19 protein-coding genes are annotated in these 18,732 nt (G+C 70.1%); 14 read left to right on the plus strand and 5 right to left on the minus strand.

Annotated features, from left to right (window positions below; all coding sequences use genetic code 11):
- Positions 1-6 precede the first annotated feature (6 nt).
- The 5 genes from AB0C30_RS25655 to AB0C30_RS25675 are packed head-to-tail and all read left to right on the plus strand — an operon-like array spanning position 7 to position 5,702.
- Entirely contained in the window at positions 7-1,614 is a 1,608-nt protein-coding gene (locus tag AB0C30_RS25655) for an ABC transporter ATP-binding protein (RefSeq protein ID WP_357948636.1), read from the plus strand.
- On the plus strand, positions 1,614-2,753 hold the full coding sequence (locus AB0C30_RS25660; protein WP_357948638.1) for an ABC transporter permease: 1,140 nt from the start codon (positions 1,614-1,616) through the stop codon (positions 2,751-2,753). Before AB0C30_RS25655 ends, AB0C30_RS25660 begins: the two co-directional genes overlap by 1 nt.
- The gene (locus tag AB0C30_RS25665; RefSeq protein ID WP_357948640.1) at positions 2,750-4,030 is read left to right on the plus strand and encodes an ABC transporter permease; all 1,281 of its coding nucleotides are present in this window, start codon (positions 2,750-2,752) and stop codon (positions 4,028-4,030) included. The genes AB0C30_RS25660 and AB0C30_RS25665 overlap by 4 nt, the downstream gene beginning before the upstream one ends.
- Positions 4,027-4,422, plus strand: a complete 396-nt coding sequence (locus AB0C30_RS25670) for a cytidine deaminase (RefSeq protein ID WP_357650981.1) — start codon at positions 4,027-4,029, stop codon at positions 4,420-4,422. Before AB0C30_RS25665 ends, AB0C30_RS25670 begins: the two co-directional genes overlap by 4 nt.
- A gap of 5 nt (positions 4,423-4,427) precedes the next feature.
- Entirely contained in the window at positions 4,428-5,702 is a 1,275-nt protein-coding gene (locus AB0C30_RS25675; RefSeq protein ID WP_357948643.1) for a thymidine phosphorylase, read from the plus strand.
- 47 nt (positions 5,703-5,749) lie between these two features.
- Here the strand turns inward: AB0C30_RS25675 and AB0C30_RS25680 are convergent, their stop codons facing one another.
- Positions 5,750-6,136, minus strand: coding sequence for a MarR family transcriptional regulator (locus AB0C30_RS25680; RefSeq protein WP_357948647.1), 387 nt, complete (start codon positions 6,134-6,136; stop codon positions 5,750-5,752).
- A gap of 135 nt (positions 6,137-6,271) precedes the next feature.
- On the opposite strand from AB0C30_RS25680, the gene AB0C30_RS25685 reads away from it, so the two are divergent.
- The 9 genes from AB0C30_RS25685 (at position 6,272) to AB0C30_RS25725 (ending at position 13,700) form a co-directional block, all read left to right on the plus strand.
- Entirely contained in the window at positions 6,272-7,630 is a 1,359-nt protein-coding gene (locus tag AB0C30_RS25685) for an MFS transporter (RefSeq protein ID WP_357948649.1), read from the plus strand.
- Between the two features lie 431 nt (positions 7,631-8,061).
- Positions 8,062-8,472, plus strand: a complete 411-nt coding sequence (locus tag AB0C30_RS25690) for a hypothetical protein (protein WP_357948652.1) — start codon at positions 8,062-8,064, stop codon at positions 8,470-8,472.
- Positions 8,473-8,476: 4 nt separating this feature from the next.
- Positions 8,477-8,833, plus strand: a complete 357-nt coding sequence (locus AB0C30_RS25695) for a cupin domain-containing protein (protein WP_357948654.1) — start codon at positions 8,477-8,479, stop codon at positions 8,831-8,833.
- A 183-nt stretch (positions 8,834-9,016) separates the two neighbouring features.
- Positions 9,017-9,562 (plus strand): hypothetical protein, encoded by a 546-nt coding sequence (locus tag AB0C30_RS25700; RefSeq protein WP_357948657.1) that lies wholly within the window; start codon positions 9,017-9,019, stop codon positions 9,560-9,562.
- Positions 9,563-9,634: 72 nt separating this feature from the next.
- Positions 9,635-10,708 carry an adenosine deaminase gene (locus tag AB0C30_RS25705; protein WP_357948660.1) on the plus strand — a complete coding sequence of 358 codons (1,074 nt, stop codon included), beginning with the start codon at positions 9,635-9,637 and terminating at the stop codon, positions 10,706-10,708.
- Positions 10,705-11,316, plus strand: coding sequence for a PH domain-containing protein (locus tag AB0C30_RS25710; RefSeq protein ID WP_357948662.1), 612 nt, complete (start codon positions 10,705-10,707; stop codon positions 11,314-11,316). Before AB0C30_RS25705 ends, AB0C30_RS25710 begins: the two co-directional genes overlap by 4 nt.
- 113 nt (positions 11,317-11,429) lie before the next feature.
- Entirely contained in the window at positions 11,430-12,248 is an 819-nt protein-coding gene (locus AB0C30_RS25715; RefSeq protein ID WP_357948664.1) for a MerR family transcriptional regulator, read from the plus strand.
- Positions 12,248-13,201: a sigma-70 family RNA polymerase sigma factor gene (locus AB0C30_RS25720; protein WP_357948667.1), complete on the plus strand. Its 954-nt coding sequence runs from the start codon at positions 12,248-12,250 to the stop codon at positions 13,199-13,201. The genes AB0C30_RS25715 and AB0C30_RS25720 overlap by 1 nt, the downstream gene beginning before the upstream one ends.
- Before the next feature lie 13 nt (positions 13,202-13,214).
- A complete protein-coding gene (locus AB0C30_RS25725) occupies positions 13,215-13,700 on the plus strand; it encodes a GyrI-like domain-containing protein (RefSeq protein WP_357948670.1) in 486 nt (161 codons plus the stop codon).
- Positions 13,701-13,819: 119 nt separating this feature from the next.
- Here AB0C30_RS25725 and AB0C30_RS25730 read toward each other — a convergent pair whose 3' ends face one another.
- The 4 genes from AB0C30_RS25730 to AB0C30_RS25745 all read right to left on the minus strand — a co-directional run bounded on the left by AB0C30_RS25730 (position 13,820) and on the right by AB0C30_RS25745 (position 18,645).
- Positions 13,820-15,472 carry a phospho-sugar mutase gene (locus AB0C30_RS25730; protein ID WP_357949482.1) on the minus strand — a complete coding sequence of 551 codons (1,653 nt, stop codon included), beginning with the start codon at positions 15,470-15,472 and terminating at the stop codon, positions 13,820-13,822.
- Between the two features lie 86 nt (positions 15,473-15,558).
- Positions 15,559-16,362, minus strand: coding sequence for a purine-nucleoside phosphorylase (locus AB0C30_RS25735; RefSeq protein ID WP_357948672.1), 804 nt, complete (start codon positions 16,360-16,362; stop codon positions 15,559-15,561).
- A gap of 1 nt (position 16,363) precedes the next feature.
- A complete protein-coding gene (locus tag AB0C30_RS25740) occupies positions 16,364-17,668 on the minus strand; it encodes a M20/M25/M40 family metallo-hydrolase (RefSeq protein ID WP_357948674.1) in 1,305 nt (434 codons plus the stop codon).
- Positions 17,665-18,645: an Lrp/AsnC family transcriptional regulator gene (locus tag AB0C30_RS25745; protein ID WP_357948677.1), complete on the minus strand. Its 981-nt coding sequence runs from the start codon at positions 18,643-18,645 to the stop codon at positions 17,665-17,667. Before AB0C30_RS25745 ends, AB0C30_RS25740 begins: the two co-directional genes overlap by 4 nt.
- Positions 18,646-18,732: the final 87 nt, after the last annotated feature.

The raw sequence follows: 18,732 nt of genomic DNA on the forward strand, positions 1-18,732 counted from the left end.
CGATCTGTGAACGCCGACACCCTCGCCGCGGTGCAACCCGCCGTCGAGCTGGAGGGCATCACCAAACGCTTCCCCGGCGTCGTCGCCAACCATGACATCCGCATCACCGTCGAACCCGGCACGGTGCACGCGATCGTGGGGGAGAACGGCGCGGGCAAGTCCACCCTGATGAAGATCCTGTACGGCATGCAGAAGCCGGACGAGGGCACGATCAAGGTGAACGGTGTGGAAGTGGCCTTCCGCACGCCGAGCGACGCCATCAACGCGGGCATCGGCATGGTCCACCAGCACTTCATGCTGGCCGACAACTTCACCGTGCTGGAGAACATCGTCCTCGGCGCCGAGCCGAAGAAGGGCGGCCGGCTCGACTCCGCCGGGGCCCGCGCGCGCATCAGCGAGCTGGCCGCCGGTCATGGCCTGCGGGTGGACCCCGACCGGCTGGTGGAAGACCTCGGCGTCGGTGACCGGCAGCGAGTGGAGATCCTCAAGGTCCTCTACCGTGGCGCGCGCATCCTGATCCTCGACGAGCCGACCGCGGTGCTCGTACCCCAGGAGGTCGACGAGCTCTTCGACAACCTGCGCGAGCTCAAGGCCGAGGGGCTGACGGTCATCTTCATCTCCCACAAGCTCGACGAGGTGCTCAGCATCGCCGACGCGATCACCGTGATCCGGCGCGGCACCACGGTCGCCAGCGTCGACCCCGGCGAGGTCACCGCGCGGCAGCTGGCCGAGCTCATGGTCGGTAGCGAGCTGCCCACGCCCGAGACGCGCGAGTCCACGGTGACCGACGAGCCGGCGCTGACGGTGTCCGGCCTGACCATGGAGGCCGACGGCTTCCGCCCGGTGCCCAAGGGCACCTCGATTCCCCTGTACGTGGAGAAACTCCGCGCGGAGGGCCGCCGGCTGCTCCTCGACGACGTGTCGTTCGAGATCCACAAGGGCGAGATCCTGGGCATCGCCGGGGTCGAGGGCAACGGCCAGTCCGAGCTGATCGAGGCCATCATGGGCATGCGGCCCGTGCACGGCGACATCTCGCTCGACGGCGCCGACATCAGCACGTGGTCCACCCTCAAACGCCGCGAGTCGGGCATCGGCTACATCCCCGAGGATCGCCACCGCCAGGGTCTGCTGCTGGAGGCCTCGCTCTGGGAGAACCGGGTGCTCGGCCACCAGACCAGGCCGCCCGCGCGCAAGGGCATCTGGGTCAACCGGCGCTCCTCCAGGGCCGACACCGAACGCATCGTCAAGGACTACGACGTCCGCACACCGAGTGTCGACACGCTGGCGCTGGCCCTGTCGGGCGGCAACCAGCAGAAGCTGATCGTCGGGCGGGAGATGAGCGGCGAGCCGAAGTTCCTCATCGCCGCCCATCCCACCCGCGGCGTCGACGTGGGCGCGCAGGCCGCGATCTGGGACCACCTGCGTAACGCCAGGGCGGCGGGCCTGGCCGTACTCCTGATCTCGGCCGACCTCGACGAGCTCATCGGCCTGTCCGACACGCTGCGGGTGATCTACGGCGGGCGGCTCGTCGCCCGCCTCGACCCGTCCGACGTCACACCCGAGCGGTTGGGCGGCTATATGACCGGCGCCATCACCAGCACTGAGGAGACGTGATGCCCGCCGGGCTCTACCGGGCGCTACTGACCGTCGCCGGCGCCGTCGCCGCCATCATCCTGGCGATCCTGATCTCCAGCGTCGCGATCATCGCGGCGGGGGCCAGCCCCGAGGCCGCGTTCGCCGCCTTCTTCGACTTCGGCGAGACCGAGCGGGCGGTGGTCAACGGCATCACGACCATGCTCAACCGGGCCGTGCCGCTGTACATCGCGGGCCTGGCCGTGGCCGTCGGCTTCCGCATGAACCTCTTCAACATCGGCGTCGAGGGCCAATATCGCATCGCGGCCATCTGCGCCGCGTACGTCGGCTCCACGTTCGTGGCGCCCGCCTGGATCCAGATCCCGGTGATCATCGTGGTGGCGATGGTCGTGGGCGGCTTCTACGCGCTGATCCCCGCCGTGATGAAGGTGACGAGGGGGGTGAACGAGGTCATCTCCACGATCATGCTGAACTACATCGCGATCAACCTGGCCGCCTTCCTCGTCCGCGGTCCCTTCACGGGGGAGCGCGCCAAGGGCGTGCTCACCACCACGACGCCCGCGCTGCCCGAGTCGGCCTGGTTCCCCAACCTCAACGTCCTGTTCGAGATGTTCGGGCTGCCGGCGCCCCGTGGTGGCGGTCTGTGGGGCTTCCTCCTGGTGGCCGTCCTGCTGGGCATCGGGCTCTGGGTGCTGCTGGAGCGGACCCGGTTCGGCTTCGAGGTCAAGGCCAGCGGCCTCAACGCCTCGGCCGCGCTGGCCTCCGGCGTCAGCCCGAAGAAGATGGTCATCTCCGCGATGGTGCTCTCCGGCGCGATCGCCGGGCTGATCGGCATGCCGGAGATCCTCGGCGACAAGCACTCCTTCGGCTCCAACTTCACCCCGGGGCTGGGCTTCCTGGGCATCGCCGTGGCGCTGCTCGGCCGGAACCAACCCGGTGGCATCGCGATCGCGGCGCTGCTGTTCGGCTTCCTGGACCACGCGCAGGGCCCGCTGCAGTTCGCCAACGTACCGCCGTCGGTCATCATGATCATGCAGGGCACGATCGTGCTGCTGGTGGTCATCGCCAACGAGATCACCAGCAGGATCGCGCTGCGGCGCGAGGAACGGCGGGCCGCTCAGCAGCTCGGCAGGAACACTCCCGTTGAGGTGACAGCATGACAAAGGTCAGCCGGTACCATTTGGCGCTCATCGGCGTGGCCGTGCTCATCCTGGTCATGTCGGTGGTCCGCGTCGTCTCCGGGCAGGACGACATCACCTCGTCCGGCACGTTCAACGCCGCCCTGATGCTGTCGGTGCCGATCGGCCTGGCCGGGCTCGGCGGCCTGTGGGCCGAGCGGGCGGGCGTGGTCAACATCGGCCTCGAAGGCATGATGGTGCTCGGCACCTGGTTCGCCGGCTGGGCCGGATACCAGTGGGGCTTCATGGCCGCGCTGGTCGCCGGGCTGATCGCGGGCGCGCTCGGCGGGCTGATCCACGCGGTCGCGACCGTGACGTTCGGCGTCGACCACATCATCAGCGGCGTCGCCATCAACCTGCTCGGCCCCGGCATCACCCGCTTCCTGTCCGAGGTCCTCTATGGCGAGGGCACCCGCGCGGCCGCGGCGGGCGCGGGCATCACCACCTCGCCGGCCATGTCGTCGGAGGCGCCCGAGCCCAGCCTGCCGCTGTTCTCGGCGGGCCCCGACTGGCTCGGCAGCCTGGAGCGCACCCACTGGTTCCTGATCTCCGACGTCGCGGGCATCCTGCGCGGGCTCACCCACGAGGTGAACGTACTGGTCATCCTGGCCGTGCTGCTGCTCCCGCTGACGTTCTTCGTGCTCTGGCGTACGGCGTTCGGCGTGCGGCTGCGCTCGGCGGGCGAGAACCCGTGGGCGGCCGAGTCGCTGGGCGTGAACGTCTACCTGATCAAGTACGTGGCCGTCGTCATCTCCGGCGCGTTCGCCGGGCTCGGCGGCGTGTTCCTGGTCTTCATCTCCACCAAGTACGTCGAGGGCCAGACAGCCGGCCGCGGGTTCATCGGCCTGGCCGCCATGATCTTCGGTAACTGGCGGCCCGGCGGGCTGGCCGCGGGAGCCTCGCTGTTCGGCTACGCCAGCGGCCTGCAACTGCGCAGCTCCGGGGCCGTGACGGCGTTCTTCCTGTTCGGTGCCATCCTGCTGCTCATCTACATCGGTACCAAGGTGCGCGCGCTGCTGTCGTCCGACCAGCCGGCGGAGATGGTCACCAGGGGCGCCAGGGAGTACAACCTGATCGCGGCGGCCGCCGCGGGCACGATCGTGCTGATCTGGCTGTGGCTGACCGTCGACAAGTTGCCGAACGAATTCGTCTTCATCACACCACACGTGCTCACGCTGCTCGTGCTCCTGGTGGCTTCGCAGCGGCTGCGGATGCCCAAGGCCGACGGCGTGCGCTATCGCCGGGGGGAACAGCATTGAACGTCGACTGGGACGGCCTGCGCACGGAGGCCATCGAGGCCATGCACAACGCGTACGCGCCCTACTCCAAGTTTCCCGTCGGCGCGGCGGCGCTCGTTGACGACGGCCGCGTCATCACCGGCTGCAACGTCGAGAACGCCTCCTACGGCCTGGGCCTGTGCGCCGAGTGCGGCCTGGTCTCGGCGCTGCACTCCTCGGGCGGCGGCCGGCTGGTGGCCTTCACCTGCGTGGACGGCCACGGGGAGCTGCTGATGCCGTGCGGGCGCTGCCGGCAGCTGCTCTTCGAGTTCGGCGGCGAGGAGCTGCTGGTCGAGACCGTGGACGGGCCGAAGCGGATGGCCGAGATCCTGCCCTACGCCTTCGGCCCGGACGATCTGTCCAGGTCCGCCTGATGTCCATGGACGTCATCGAAGTCATCGTCGCCAAGCGGGACGGTGGCGAGCTGACGGCCGCCCAGATCGACTGGGTGATCGACGCCTACACGCGCGGCGAGGTGGCCGACGAGCAGATGTCCGCGCTGGCCATGGCCATCCTGCTGAACGGCATGAACCGGCGCGAGATCGCCGGCTGGACGCAGGCGATGATCCGCTCGGGCGAGCGGATGGACTGGTCCGCGCTGGACCGGCCCACCGCCGACAAGCACTCCACCGGCGGCGTCGGCGACAAGATCACGCTGCCGCTCGCCCCGCTGGTGGCCGCCTGCGGCGCCTATGTCCCGCAGCTCTCGGGCCGCGGCCTCGGCCACACGGGCGGCACGCTGGACAAACTGGAGTCGATCCCCGGCTGGCGGGCCTCGCTGTCCAACGACGAGATGCTCTCGGTGCTCCGTTCGGCGGGCGCGGTCGTCTGCGCCGCCGGCTCGGGCCTCGCCCCGGCCGACAAGAAGCTGTACGCCCTGCGCGACGTCACGGGCACCGTCGAGTCGATCCCGCTCATCGCGTCGTCGATCATGTCGAAGAAGATCGCCGAGGGCACCGGGTCGCTGGTGCTCGACGTCAAGGTGGGCTCGGGCGCGTTCATGAAGACGCCGGAGCGGGCCCGCGAGCTGGCCGAGACGATGGTCGCGCTGGGCACCGACGCGGGCGTGCGCACGGTCGCCCTGCTCACCGCCATGGACCGCCCCCTGGGCCGCGCCGTGGGCAACGCCCTGGAGGTCGAGGAGTCGGTCGAGGTCCTCGCGGGCGGGGGGCCGCCGGACGTCGTGGAGCTGACCGTACGGCTGGCGCGGGAGATGCTGGAGGCGGCCGGGATCTCCGGTCCTGACCCGGCGCGGGCGCTGGCGGACGGCTCGGCCATGGACGCCTGGCGCCGGATGATCACCGCCCAGGGCGGCGACCCGGACGCGATCCTGCCCAGGGCGGCGGAGACCATGGTGGTCGAGTCGCCTGCCTCAGGGGTCCTGTCACGCCTGGACGCCTATGCCGTCGGGCTGGCGGCCTGGCGGTTGGGGGCGGGGCGGGCTCGTAAGGAGGATCCGGTGTCGTTCGGGGCGGGCATCGTGCTGCATGCCAAGCCGGGCGACCTCGTACGTGAGGGGCAGCCTCTGATGACGCTGCACGCGGACGAGACGGGTCGCTTCGAGCGGGCCTTGGCGGCACTGCAGGGCGGCTACGAGGTCGGGACGGGGAGCGCCGAGGTGCTGCCTCTGGTGCTGGACCGGATCACGGCCTAGTACACGGGCGCCGGCGGCTTCGGGCGTCGGTGCTTTGTGCCGCGGCTTCAGCGTACGAGGACGGGCGCGTCGGCGAAGATGTCGGCGAGGACGGCGCGCTGCGTCGGCAGGGCCTCCTTGTGGCGCGCTCTCCCCGCCTCGGTGATGCAGACGAAGACGCCACGGCGGTCCTGGTCGCATACCCCGCGCGAGACCAGCTGAGCCTTCTCCAGCCGCGCCACGACCCTGGACAGCGCGCTCTGGCTCAGGTGAACCTCGTCACAGAGCTCCTGGATCCGCAGCTTCTTGTCGTGATGGACGATCCGGTCCAGCACCTCGAACTCGCTCGGCCCCAGGCCGTGCTTGTCACCCAGCTCGCGTTCCAGCGAGCACATCGCCTTGGCGCGCTTCGCCAGGACGTAGTGCCAGGTCCCGACCACGAACTCCTCGTCCATGTCGCGGAGGTTACCACTTCGCTAAAACTGATGCAACGGAATTAAATGCGTTTGCATTAGATGCGGATGCATGTAGTGTACTGACCCATGTCCTCTCACTCATCCCGTTGGGGCGCGCTCGCCGTGCTCTGTGCAGTGATCTTCCTTGACGCCCTTGACGTGTCGATGGTCGGCGTGGCGCTGCCCGCCATCCAGCACGACCTGGGCCTTTCTACCTCTTCTCTGCAGTGGGTTGTCAGCGGCTACGTGCTCGGTTATGGCGGTCTTCTGTTGCTGGGCGGCAGGACCGCCGACTTGCTCGGGCGACGCAGGGTGTTCCTGGTCGCGCTGGGTGTCTTCGCCGTCGCGTCGTTGCTCGGTGGTCTGGTGGACGACGGCGCTCTGCTGATCGCGGCCAGGTTCATCAAGGGAGTGGGCGCCGCCTTCACCGCGCCGGCCGCCCTTTCGATCATCACCACCACGTTTCCCGAGGGGCCTGAGCGCAACAAGGCGCTCAGCATCTTCACCGCGTGTGGCGCCAGTGGTTACTCACTCGGGCTGGTGCTGTCCGGCCTGCTGACGGAGATCGGCTGGCGGTGGACGCTGCTGATGCCGGTGCCGGTCGCGATCATCGCGCTGATCGCCGCGCTCAGGGTGCTGCCGCGCGGCGAAGAGGAGCGGGCCGAAGGCGGCCACGACCTGATCGGCGCCGTGCTGATCACCGCCTCGATGCTGCTGCTCGTCTTCACCGTCGTCCAGGCGCCCGAGGCCGGCTGGACCTCGCTGCGCACGATCGGCTCGCTGGTCGCCGTCGCCGCGCTGCTCGGCCTGTTCGTCCTCGCCGAACTGCGGATGAGGCACCCGCTGGTCCGGCTGGGCATCCTGCGCTCCGGCTCGCTCGTCCGGGCGAACCTGGGGCTGCTCATCCTGATGGGCTCCTACGTGGCCTTCCAGTTCGTGGCCATGCAGTACTTCCAGAACCTGCTCGGCTGGTCGGCCCTCGGCACCGCGCTGGCGTTCCTGCCCGCCGGGGTGCTCGTCGCGATCACCTCGACCAAGATGGGCGACTTCGCCGACAGGTTCGGCACTACCAAGCTGACCATCATCGGCGCGGCGGCGCTGGCCGGTGGCTACGCGATGTTCCTGGGCATCGACGAGCACCCCAGCCTGGGCGGTCTGGTCATTCCCGGCATGCTGCTGCTGGGAATCGCGTTCGCGCTGTCCTTCGCGCCGCTGAACATCCAGGCCACGAACGGCGTGCACGACGACGAGCAGGGGCTGGCCTCCGGGCTGCTCAACACCTCCGGCCAGGTGGGCGGCGCGATCGTGCTCGCCGTGGTCTCGGCGGTGCTCACCTCCAACGGCACCACTCTGTCGATCGAGTCGCTCCGCTCGGCGATCGTGGTGTCGCTGGTGCTGGCGCTGGTCGGGGTGGCGATCTCGGCCACCGGGCTGCGCGTGCGCAAGCCGGTGGCAGCCCCGCAGGAAGAGGCGAAGGTGTACGAGACGGTCTGACTTAGGCGTCCGATTCGTTGAGAAGGCCCCGCGTACCGCGCGGGGCCTTCTCGCTCTTTGTGCTCCCCACGCGTCGGCTATGGGTGGCCCATGTTCGTGCCACTCGCGCGCCGCGCCGCTTGTGATCCTCTGAACTGGGGAATCAATCTGCTATGCGCCCGCCACCCGCGCTCGGGCATCCGTCGCGACGCCGCCCGGCCCACGCCGCCGCTCTGGCCTGTCTCCTCGTACTGACCGCGTGCGGTACGGCCTCGCCAGGCGGCACTGGGAGCGGCGCGACCACGAGCGCGTCAGCCGAGCCCACCGCCCCACCGAGGGTCGCTACCCCATCGACGTCACGCGGTCGGACGTCCACGTCCACGTCCACCTCCTCGTCCTCCATCTCTGTCGACACGGGCACGCGGAAGGCGGCGCCGACGAGCACGGTCGAGGTGGATGTACAGCACAACATCGGCGACCCGGCGGTCGTGCAGAACGTCCGCTACGCCGCCCACGACACCTACGACCGCGTGGTGATCGACATCAAGGGCTCCATGCCCGGCTACAACGTCAAATGGGTAGACAAACTGCTGCAGGACGGCTCGGGCGAGGAGTTCGACCTGCCCGGTGGCGCGTACCTCCAGCTGATCCTCGCGCCCGCCGACGCCCACGACGCCAAGGGCAGGCCCACCTGGAAGGGCGGGCCCATCTTCCCGGCCAACCTCGGCAACGTGACCCATGTGGTCAAGACCGGCGACTTCGAGGGCCGCGTCGGTGTCGGCCTCGTGCTCAACCATCAGGCGGCGTTCGAGCTGAAGGAGCAGTCCGATCCCGACCGGCTGGTCATCGACGTGGCACACTGACCTGGTGGTTAGAAAGATCGAAGCGGCTACCCGCATCCCGGTGCCCGGCGGCAAGCTCATCGACGAGCACGTAGGCCGCGTCAACAGCGGCGACGAGGCGATCTCCATCGCCCACATGGTCGCCCCGCCCGGCTGGGACGAGCCCGCACAAACGCCCTCGTTCACCGAATACACCGTCGTCCTGCGCGGCACGCTCCTGGTGGAACATGCCGACGGCACGACCGAGGTCACGGCGGGCCAGTCCATCGTCACGGACCCGGGCGAGAAGATCCGCTACAGCACCGGCCCGGACGGCGCCGAGTACATCGCCGTCTGCCTGCCCGCCTTCTCCCCGGACGGGGCCAACCGCGCCGAGGATTGACGGTTTCCGTATTCCCAGGCACTGGAAGTCGTCCTCCACGCCATATCTGACCGCCTCCCAGAGGAGCGCGTGGCAAGCGTTGATCAAGAGGGATGTAAGCCGATGCCTCTATTAATGGGCTGAAAGAACGCAATACGGGAGGCACCGGTCGCCGGGGCGCCCAAGTGATCTGGAGGCTCCGCCATGACACGTCCGACCGCCGCTCGCGCGTACGTGCTCGGCTTAGCCATCGCCGCTGTGCTGCTCGCCGGATGTAGACCCCAGGCGGAAACGGCCAGAAGCGGCGGAACCAAGCCGGCGAGCGGCTGCTCGCTCACCGTGGAAGAGCTCTCCAAAGCCACGGGGCTGAGCTGGGAGCTGAAGGAGAAGCGGGACGACCACCCGCTGGAGACCCTCGAATCGGTCAAGGCGAGCGTGTGTCTCTACACGGCGGCGGACGCTCCGCAGGCGGGGTCGGATCCGCTGGTGCTGAGGACCGACACCGTCGGCGGGAAGGACGTCGCCGCCGTTCGCCAGGAATTCACCGAGTCGTGCACCGGGTACGACGGCAAGGTGCGCGAATCGTCGGCCGCTGACGGCGCGATCGTGTGCGACCGTGACGGCGCCGTGGCGGAGGGACTGGTGGAGAGCGTTGACCGGCTGGTGAACGTCTATTTCGTGAACGCCGACAAGACCACCGCCATCAAGCTCACCAAGAAGTTCGACGCGATCCTCAAAGCCGTGGGGTGAACGGCGACACGGGCCGATGTCGGCCCAGTTGGAGCCGGGAGTTCGTCGGCGGAAGACGCATATCATGGGCGGATGAGGCCCACGCTTGACGAGATCCAACGGGCGCCCAAGGTGCTGCTGCATGACCACCTCGACGGCGGCCTGCGGGCCGAGACCATCGTCGGGCTGGCTCGCGACTCCGGCTACGGCGAACTGCCCACGACCGACGCCGACAACCTTCGCGAGTGGTTCGAGGAGGCGGCCGATTCAGGCTCGCTCGAACGCTACCTGGAGACCTTCCAGCACACCGTCGGCGTCATGCAGACGCGCGAGGCACTGACCCGCGTCGCCGCCGAGTGCGCGGAGGATCTGGCGGCCGACGGGGTCGTCTACGCCGAGGTGCGCTTCGCGCCCGAGCAGCACACCACCACGGGGCTCAGCCTCGATCAGGTGGTCGAGGCGGTGCTGGACGGGTTCCGGCAGGGCTCCGAGGGGCGCGGGATCAAGGTCGGCACGCTGCTGACCGCGATGCGGCATCAGGCGCGGTCGATGGAGATCGCCGAGCTGGCCGTACGTTATCGGGACGGCGGGGTGGTGGGGTTCGACATCGCCGGGGCCGAGGCCGGCTACCCGCCCACCAGGCACCTCGACGCGTTCGAATACCTGCAGCGGGAGAACGCGCACTTCACCATCCACGCGGGCGAGGGCTTCGGGCTGCCGTCGATCTGGCAGGCCATCCAGTGGTGCGGCGCCGATCGGCTCGGCCACGGGGTGCGGATCATCGACGACATCTCGGTGTCGGAGGACGGCTCGGCCAAGCTGGGCCGACTGGCCGCCTACGTCCGCGACAAGCGCATCCCCCTGGAGATGTGCCCCACCTCCAACCTGCAGACCGGAGCCGCCGACTCCATCGCCGACCACCCGATCGGGCTGCTGCGCCGCCTGCATTTCAGGGTGACGGTCAACACCGACAACCGGCTGATGAGCCGCACCAACGTGTCGCTGGAGTTCGACAAGCTGGTGGAGGCGTTCGGCTACGGCTGGGATGATCTGCAGTGGTTCACGGTCAATGCGATGAAGTCGGCGTTCATCCCGTTCGATGAGCGGCTGGCCCTGATCAACGGTGTGATCAAGCCCGGATTCGCGCGGATGAAGTGGCAGCCGTGAAAGAGACCTACCGGTCCAAGACCGCCTTCGTGCTCGGCTGGGTGTGGCTGGCGTTCGTCGCCTTCAACATCTGGGATCTGACCGCCCGCTACAACGGCAAGCCCTCGCTGGTGGCGGGCGCCGTGCTGGGAGCGCTCACCGCCGTGGTCTACCTGGTCGCGCTCCGCCCCGCGACCGTGGTGACCGAGGAGGGGCTGGTGGGGCGCAACCCGCTCCGCTCGACGTTCGTGCCGTGGGCGTCGGTGAACGACGTGGTGGTCTCCCACACCATCAACGTCCGCTACGGCGCCGAGCAGGTGTTGCGGCTGTGGACGCCGATGAGCACGGCGCGCGAGCGGGCCAGGGCGCAGCGCCGGGCCACGCCGAGGCAGGAACGCGGTCGCTTCAAGACCGAGCCCACGCTGAGCAAGGCGGAGCAGGCGGCCGCGGAGGCGTTCGCCGGGAAGACGCACGCCGACTGGGTGGGGCAGCAGATCACCGAACGGGCGGAGTCGGCCAAGCGCCGCGATGTGGAGGCCCCGCCCGCCCGCGCCAGCTGGGCGATCGACTCGTTCGCGGTGCTGGCCGCGGCGATCGCGCTCGTGGTGATGGCGGTCGTGATCGGCTGACCCGGTTGAGCCACGGTCGTGATGGGGTGAGCCGTCGAGCCACGGTCGTGATGGGCTGACCGGCCGAGGTTGTTGACCCTGACACCGTGTCAGGCCCTACACCTGGAGGGGTCATGTTCAGTATCGGAGACTTCGCCAGGCTCGGGCTCGTGTCCGTGCGCATGCTGCGCCACTACGACGCGATCGGGCTGCTGCGCCCCGCGCACGTGGACCCGGCCACCGGCTATCGCTCATACCAGGCGGCGCAGCTGTCCAGGCTCAACCGCATCGTCGCGATCAAGGACCTCGGCTTCACGCTGGAGCAGGTCAGGGCGATCCTCGACGACAAGGTCAGCACGGAAGAGCTGCACGGCATGGTACGCCTGCGCCGCGCCCAGCTGGAGGCGCGGATCAGCGCCGACCTGGCCAGGCTGCGCGGCGTCGAGGCGAGGCTCCGGACCATCGAGACGGAGGGGCACATGCAGACGGACGAGGTCGTGCTCAAGGAGGTCGCCGCGACCAGGGTCGCCGAACTCAGCGCGCGGGCCGCCAGCTACGAGGGCGAGGACATCGGGCCGGTCATCAAGCCGCTGTTCGTCGAGCTCTGCGGGCGGCTGGAGTCGGCGCGGGTGACCATAGCGGGGCCCGGCATCGCGTACTACATCCCCGAAGACGACGGCGCCGTGATGGTGCACGTCGCGTTCCCCTTCACGGCGGAAGAGAAGGACGAGTACGACGTCCAGTTCGTCACTCTGCCGCGCATCGAGACGGCGGCGACGATCATCCATCATGGCCCGATGGAGGAGGTGGGCCCGACGTTCCAGGCGCTGGCGCACTGGATCGAGGCGAACGGCTACCGGTCCAGCGGCCTGGCCAGGGAGATCTCCCTGCACTGCCCGGACGACCTGGCCGAATGGGTGACGGAGCTCCAGATCGAGGTGACCCCGGTCTAGTGGAGGAGCTGGAGCGGCACCGTGCCGAGCTGACCGGTTACTGCTACCGGATGCTGGGCTCCGGGTTCGAGGCCGAGGACGCGGTGCAGGAGACGCTGGTCAAGGCATGGCGCGGCCTCGACCGCTACGACCCTGACCGGGCGCCGCTCCGCTCGTGGCTGTTCCACATCGCCACCAACGTCTGCCTCGACATGCTGCGGGGCGCTCAGCGGCGGGCGCGGGCCATGGACCTCGGCCCCGCCGGGTCACCGGGCCCCGACCTCGGCCCGCCGCTGCCCGGCCAGGCCTGGATCACGCCGATTCCCGACCGCCGGGTGCTCCCCTCCGATCCGGCCGAGCTCGCCGTCGAGAGGGAGACGGTACGCCTGGCGTTCGTGGCCGCGCTGCAGCACCTCCCACCACGGCAGCGGGCGGTGCTGATCCTGCGCGACGTGCTGCGCTGGAGCGCGGCCGAGGTGGCGGAGCTGCTGGAGGGCAGCGTCGCCTCGGTCAACAGCGCTCTGCAGCGGGCCAGGGCGACGCTTTCCGAGGTGCCCGCCCGCGATGGTCTTTCCGGGGTGCCCGGCCACGGTGGCGAGGTGGACCGGCGGTTGCTGGCGCGGTATGTGGACGCGTTCGAGCGGTATGACGTGTCGGGGCTCGTCGCGCTGCTGCACGAGGACGCGACGATGTCGATGCCGCCGTTCGCGTGGTGGCTGCGGGGCAGAGAGGACATCCGCAAGGCCATGCTCGCGGCGGACGCGCCCTGCGGCGGCTCCCGCCTGGTCCCGGCGGGCACGGCCAACGGCTCTCCGGCGTTCGGGCAGTACCTGGGGGGCGAGCCGTTCGCGCTGCTGGTCGTCGAGGTCTCGGGAGACCGGGTCAGCGGGACGACCACGTATCTGGACCCGCGGTTGTTCCCGCTCTTCGGCCTGCCGATGAGTTTCGCGGGCCCGCCTCGTATAGGTGAGTGAAGGAGGGCAAACAATGCCGAACATCATTGACCATCCCGACCGCCCCTACGTGGGGGTCCGCGGGACCATCAGCATGACCACCTTCGGCCTGGTGGCCGACCGCATCGGTGAGCTGATCGGCTGGCTGGCCGAGCGAGGGGTGGCACCCGCCGGGGCGCCGTTCCTCAGGTACCTCGCCATCGACATGCCGGCCGACCGGCTGGAAGTCGAGGCGGGCGTGCCGGTCGCGGCCCCGGTGACCGTCGAAAGGGACATCTTCGCCGCCCACCTGCCGGCCGGGCGCTACGCGACGGTACGCCACCACGGCCACCCCGACCAGCTCAGGGGCGTCATCGAGAACCTCCTGACCTGGGGCGCCGAGCAGGGCCTCAAGTGGGACATGACGCGCGACGGCGACACCGAGCTGTGGGGCTGCCGCCTGGAGCTCTACCAGACGGATCCCCGCGTCGAGCCCGACCTCAACAACTGGGACACCGACCTGGAGTTCCGCCTGACCTGACCCTTCGGCGCCCGCCCCCTGCGGCGCCCGAGGGGGCGGGCGCCGGATCGGGCGGTGCCTGGAGGGGGCGGCGCCGGAGGGTCGGTGCGTAAGGGGGCGGGTGCCTGAGGGGGCGGTGCCTAGAGGCCGAGTGCGGCGCCGACGTCCGCCTTCAGGGCGTCAAGCTCCCGTACGGCCAGCGCTCGGGCATCCGCCACCGGACCGGTCACCGGAACGACCACCTCCAGGTAGCACTTGAGCTTGGGCTCGGTCCCCGAAGGCCGGACCACCACCCGGGCGTCTCCGGACAGCGCGTACCGCAGCCCGTCGGTCGGCGGCAGCCCGCCGTCACCCAGGCTCAGGTCGTCAGCCCGTTCGACCGCCCGGCCGCCCAGCGCGGCCGGGGGGTCGGCGCGCAGCCGGGCCATCGCGCCGGCGATGAGCGACAGGTCCTCGACCCGGACGGACAGCTGCGCGGTGGCGTGCAGCCCGTAGCGCCGGGCCTGGTCGTCGAGCAGGTCGAGCAGCGTCCGGCCGGCACGCTTGGCCGCCGCGGCCATGCCGGCCACGGTCAGGGCGGCGCCGATGCCGTCCTTGTCGTGTACGGGCAGCCCGGCGTCGGAGCCGACGCTGTAGCCGATCGCCTCCTCGTAGCCGAAGACCAGCCCGGGACCCGCCTTGATGATCCACTTGAAGCCGGTCAGCGTCTCCCCGTAGCGGACGCTATGAGCGGCGGCGATCTTGCTCACCAGCGTCGAGGAGACGATCGTGGTGGCCACCAGGCGATCGCCGGACGTGTGCGTGATCACGTGCTCGGCCAGCAGGCCGCCCACCTCGTCGCCGGTCAGCATGCGCCAGGAGCCGTCGCCCAGCGGCACGGCCACGGCGCATCGGTCGGCGTCGGGGTCGTTCGCCAGGACGAGATCGGCGTTGATCTTCTTGGCCAGCGCCACAGCCAGGTCGATCGCGCCGGGTTCCTCCGGGTTGGGGAACGCCACCGTCGGGAAGGCGGGGTCGGGGTTGCGCTGCTCCTCGACCGCCATCGGGGTCTCGAACCCGGCGGCCAGGAACGCCCCGGTCAGCGTGCCCGACCCGACGCCGTGCAGCGGCGTGTAGGCGATCCGCAGCTCGCGGGCGTCGCCGAGCGGCAGCGCGGTCACCGCGTCGATGTAGTCGTCGATGATGCTCTCGCCCAGCTCGGTCAGCGTGCCGGGCGCGTCGATCGGCAACTGGTCGACGCGGCCCACCGCCTCGATGGCGGCGGAGATCTCGGCGTCGATCGGCGGCACGATCTGGGAGCCGTCGCCCCAGTAGACCTTGTAGCCGTTGTCGCGGGGCGGGTTGTGGCTGGCGGTGACCATCACACCGGCGTCGGCGCCGAGGTGGCGTACGGCGAAGGCGAGGATGGGAGTCGGCAGCGGGCAGGGCAGCAGTGAGGCGTGCAGTCCGGCGCCGGTCAGCACGGCCGTGGTGTCGCGGGCGAACACGTCGGACTTGTGGCGGGCGTCGTAGCCGATGACGACATGCCTGCCGGGGCCGAGCACCTGGGCCAGACCGGCCGCGGCCCGCATGACGGTCACCCGGTTCATCCGGTTGGGTCCCGCGCCCAGCTCACCGCGCAGACCGGCCGTACCGAACTCGAGCCCGGCACCGAAGCGGTCGCGCAGCGCCTCGATATCGCCGGAGTCGAGCAGGGCGGACAGCTCGGCCCGGGTCTCAGGATCAGGATCCTGCGCCAGCCAGAGACGCGCCGCCGGGACCAGGTCGGCGGCTGCGCGAGCGTCGGCGGACACGGGGGCGTCTGCGGTCGGTTCGGCGGTCGCGGAGGCGTCGCTGGCAGGCTCGCCGGCCGCGGGGGACGAGGGTGCCGGGTCGTCGGTCACAGACGGTCCACGATCTTGGCCAGCAGGGTGCCCATGCGGGCGGCCGTCGCGCGGCCGACCTGGAGGACCTCCTCGTGGTTGAGCGGCTCGTCCGCCAGCCCCGCCCCCGGGTTGGTGACCAGGGAGACGCCCAGCACCTCGAGACCGGCCTCGCGGGCCGCGATGGCCTCCAGGACGGTGGACATGCCGATCATGTCGCCGCCCAGCGTGCGCAGCATGCGGATCTCGGCGGGCGTCTCGTAGGTGGGGCCGCGGAAGGCCACATAGACGCCCTCGGCGATGGTCGGGTCCACCTCCTGCACGAGCGCGCGCAGCCGCCGCGAGTAGACCTCGGTGAGGTCGATGAACGTGGTGCCGGTGATCGGGTTGGCCCCGGTCATGTTGATGTGGTCGCTGATCAGCACCGGGTCGCCGACCTGCTGCGTCTCGGGGCGCAGCCCGCCGGCCGCGTTGGTCAGCACGATCGTGCCGACTCCCGCGGCGGCGGCGGTGCGTACGCCGTGGACGACGGAGTCGACGCCGCGGCCCTCGTACAGATGGCTGCGACCGAGGAAGACCAGCGCGTGCCGCCCACCGGGGGTGCGCAGAACACGGATCTTGCCGCCGTGCCCGGCCACGGCCGGAGCGGAGAAGCCGGGCAGGTCGGTGAAGGGGATCTCCGTGACCGTCTCGCCGATCGCGTCCGCGGCCGGCACCCAGCCGGACCCCATGACGAGGGCGACGTCGAAGGTGTCGAGGCCGCAGGCGCTCTTCAGCGCCTCGGCGGCGGCTCTGGCCAGGGAGTAGGGGTCGTTGCTCACGTCAGTAGTTTAGGAGGAGCCTGTCGAGCACCCGTACCCCGAACTGGAGCGCGTCCACCGGCACCCGCTCGTCCACGCCGTGGAACATCGACGCGAAGTCCATGTCCCCGGGCAGTCGCAGTGGCACGAACCCGAACCCGCGTACGCCCAGGTCGGCGAAGAAGGTCTTGTTGTCGGTGCCGCCGGACATGCAGTACGGCACGGCCCGCGCCGTGGGGTCCTCGGCCTTCAGCGCCGCGATCATCGACTCGACCAGGGCGCCGTCGAACGTGGTCTCCAGCGCGATGTCGTGGTGCACGAACTCGCGGCGGACGTTCGACCCGATCAGCGAGTCGATCGTCTTGAAGAACTCGTCCTCGTGGCCCGGCAGGAAGCGGCCGTCGATCACGGCGGTGGCCTGGCCGGGGATGACGTTCGACTTGTAGCCGGCGTTGAGCTGGGTCGGGTTGGCGGTGTGGCTCAGCGTCGCGCCGACGAAGCGGACCAGCGGCCCGATCTTGTCCAGGATGGGCGCCGGGTCGTCCTCGTCGAAGGGCAGGCCGAACGCGTCCGCGACCTCGGTGAGGAACTGGCGGACCGTCGGGGTGAGGGTGATCGGCCACTCGTGGGCGCCGACCCTGGCCACGGCCTTGGCCACCTCGGTGACCGCGTTGTCGGTGTTGAGCATCGAGCCGTGCCCGGCGGTGCCGTCGGCGATGAGCTTCATCCAGCCGAGACCCTTCTGCGCGGTCTCGATCAGGTAGAGCCGCAGGGACGGGTCCACCTCCAGGGAGTAGCCGCCGACCTCGCTGATCGCCTCGGTGACGCCCTCGAACAGCTCCGGGTGGTGCGCGGTGAGGTGCTTGGCGCCGTAGTTGCCGCCCGCCTCCTCGTCGGCGACCCAGGCGAAGACGAGGTCGCGGCGCGGCTTGCGGCCCTCGCGGGTGAGCTGGCGGAGTACGGCCAGCATCATCGCGTCCATGTCCTTCATGTCGACCGCGCCCCGGCCCCAGATGTAGCCGTCGCGTACCTCGCCGCCGAACGGGTCGACGGACCAGTCGGCCGCGTTGGCGGGCACCACGTCCAGGTGGCCGTGGACCAGGAGCGCGGGCAGCGACGGGTCGGTGCCTTCGACGCGGGTGATGACGTTGCCCCGGCCCGGCTCGCTCTCGATGTAGGTGGCCTCGATGCCGACCTCGTCCAGCCTGGCCATGACGGCCTCGGCGGCGGCCCGCTCGCCGGGGCCGGTGCCGTCCCCGTAGTTGCTGCTGTCGACGCGGATGAGTTCGGCACAGAGTTCGGCGACTTCGTTCTCGGCGGGCGTCATGGTGTCCTCTCCAGGGTGAGCAGGCCGGACTTGTGGAGGTGACCGCGTTTGTAGGCGCGGGTGATGAGGGTGACGTCCATGTCGGTGACCTCGTCGAGCGGGCCGACGACACCCGTCAGGAAACGGTAGAGATCGGCCTCATGGGCCACCGCGACCTGGACGATCAGGGAATGGGTGCCCGAGGTGGCCGCGCAGTAACGCACGCTGGGGTGCGCGGCGAGCCGCTGGCCGACCAGGTCGAGCCCGTGCGGCCGTACCTTGAGCCAGAGCTTGCCCTCCACCTCCAGGCCGAGCAGCGCGGGCTCGACCTCGGCCCGCAGCAGCAGGAGCCGCCGTTCGAGCAGCGAGGACACCCGCCTGCGGGCGGTCGGCACCGAGATGTCGAGCCGCTCGGCGATCGCCGTGAACGCGATCCTGCCGTCACCGGCCAGCAGTTCGGCGATCTCCTGCTCCAGAGGCGAAAGACCGTCCTCGTCGGGAAGGACTTCGAGGACCGGGGGCGGACGCAGCTGGGCTGCCTCCTGCTCGCTGAGGTAGGGCGCGTGCCACTCGGCGACCGTCCTGAAGGTGTGCAGGACGACCTGCGTCTGCGTCTGCAGCACCCCGTCGATCTCACTGATCTCCGCGGTGAGGATGTCGTGCAGCTCCTCCCGTGACCGGGCGACCAGCTCGCAGGCGAGGTCGGCCGCCCCGGTCAGCGAGTAGACCGAGCGCGTGTCGGGCCGGTCGGCCAGCGCCTTGGCGACCTGCGCCGCCGTACCCGGACGGACCTGGACATGCAGGTGCACGGGCCGGCCGTGGCCCGAACGCAGGTCGTCATAGATCGCGGTGACGCGCACCATGCCGTCGGCGATCAGCCGCTGTAACCGGCGCGCGACCGTGCGTTCGTGCTCGCCGACGGCCCTGCCGATCTCGCCCCACGACGCGCGGGGGCCGATCTGGAGAGCGGCGACCAGGCGCCGGTCGAGAACATCCACGGGGAGCCGTCTCTATGTCGGGTTTGTAAATATGTTGCCAGGCATTTGACTGTTTCGGTCGCCCGAATGCACAGTAGGCCATCATCG

Origin of the sequence: Nonomuraea sp. NPDC048901 (genome assembly GCF_040649695.1) — a bacterium.
Taxonomy (GTDB): Bacteria; Actinomycetota; Actinomycetes; order Streptosporangiales; family Streptosporangiaceae; genus Nonomuraea.

What these genes read in the sequence shown, in the direction of transcription:
- AB0C30_RS25725 (WP_357948670.1), top strand. Translation starts at nt 13,215, where the DNA reads ATGCCGAACATCATTGACCATCCCGACCGCCCCTACGTGGGGGTCCGC.
- AB0C30_RS25715 (WP_357948664.1), top strand. Translation starts at nt 11,430, where the DNA reads ATGTTCAGTATCGGAGACTTCGCCAGGCTCGGGCTCGTGTCCGTGCGC.
- AB0C30_RS25705 (WP_357948660.1), top strand. Translation starts at nt 9,635, where the DNA reads ATGAGGCCCACGCTTGACGAGATCCAACGGGCGCCCAAGGTGCTGCTG.
- AB0C30_RS25675 (WP_357948643.1), top strand. Translation starts at nt 4,428, where the DNA reads ATGGACGTCATCGAAGTCATCGTCGCCAAGCGGGACGGTGGCGAGCTG.
- AB0C30_RS25680 (WP_357948647.1), bottom strand. Translation starts at nt 6,136, where the DNA reads ATGGACGAGGAGTTCGTGGTCGGGACCTGGCACTACGTCCTGGCGAAG.
- AB0C30_RS25740 (WP_357948674.1), bottom strand. Translation starts at nt 17,668, where the DNA reads ATGACGCCCGCCGAGAACGAAGTCGCCGAACTCTGTGCCGAACTCATC.
- AB0C30_RS25665 (WP_357948640.1), top strand. Translation starts at nt 2,750, where the DNA reads ATGACAAAGGTCAGCCGGTACCATTTGGCGCTCATCGGCGTGGCCGTG.
- AB0C30_RS25700 (WP_357948657.1), top strand. Translation starts at nt 9,017, where the DNA reads ATGACACGTCCGACCGCCGCTCGCGCGTACGTGCTCGGCTTAGCCATC.
- AB0C30_RS25660 (WP_357948638.1), top strand. Translation starts at nt 1,614, where the DNA reads ATGCCCGCCGGGCTCTACCGGGCGCTACTGACCGTCGCCGGCGCCGTC.